The sequence below is a fragment of the Mesorhizobium sp. M2A.F.Ca.ET.042.01.1.1 genome (assembly GCF_003997405.1).
GTDB lineage: Bacteria > Pseudomonadota > Alphaproteobacteria > Rhizobiales > Rhizobiaceae > Mesorhizobium.
Genome location: NZ_RZRX01000609.1, coordinates 1 through 811 on the forward strand (window position 1 = coordinate 1; position 811 = coordinate 811).

The 811-nt window shown below is 60.2% G+C and carries 1 pseudogene; it reads right to left on the minus strand.

Annotated elements, in window-relative coordinates:
* Positions 1 to 360: 360 nt before the first annotated feature.
* Positions 361 to 811, minus strand: a pseudogene (locus tag EOA23_RS35150) (ATP-binding protein); the annotation flags it as partial.

Genomic DNA, 811 nt, shown 5'->3' on the forward strand with positions numbered 1-811 from the left:
AAGAGGCGACTACCGAGACCCTCTGGGATACATCACGGCCGTTTCAGCTACCAATGCACAAGCTGAGGCGATAGTTGAGCGTGCCGCCGATTTGATCAGTTGGTCGATAGCACCTTTTCCGATGCCAGACCCGAAGTGAAACGCCACCTCGTCCGAGCTGGAAGAATCGCGAGCTTGGCTAGCTGGCGTTGTGACCGGGCAAATATGGTGCATTGATCTCGGATGGGTCGCGAAGCAGAGCATGCCGGTGTAGTGCTTGCGTATTTCGCAAAAGCCGGACAGGGATTCCACTAAGTCGCCAGGCGTTTCACTAAGTCCCGGACAGTTTGGCGGCGGTGGTCCTCGGGTGCCTCGTTGTCGTCATGGGCGATTGATTTCGCCGTTTTCGGCGCTGGTCAAGAGGGGCGCCGCCTTTTGCTTTCGCATGCTGTCGCCCTGGAGCACGATTGCGGTGGGCGTTGTGCACGATCCTGTCGAGAATGGCGTCGGCGTGCCATCTGGCCACCGGAGCCTGGGCGGTGATGATGGTGGATTTGCGCCAATAGCGTTCTTCGACGATTTCGAACAGATGAAAGCGCTGTTGGTCGGTGAGGCTGTGGGTTCCGAAGTCGTCGAGGATGAGCAGTTGCGCTCGGGTGAGCTAGTCGATGAGGCGCGGGAAGCGGCCATCGAGGCGGGCGAGCGCCAGGTCCTCGAACAGGCGCGGCACGCGCACACAGAGCACGGAATGATCAAGCCGTGCCGCTTGCCGGCCGAAGGCGCAGGCTAGCCATGACTTTCCGGTTCCGGTCGGACTGGGCTCATAATGCAG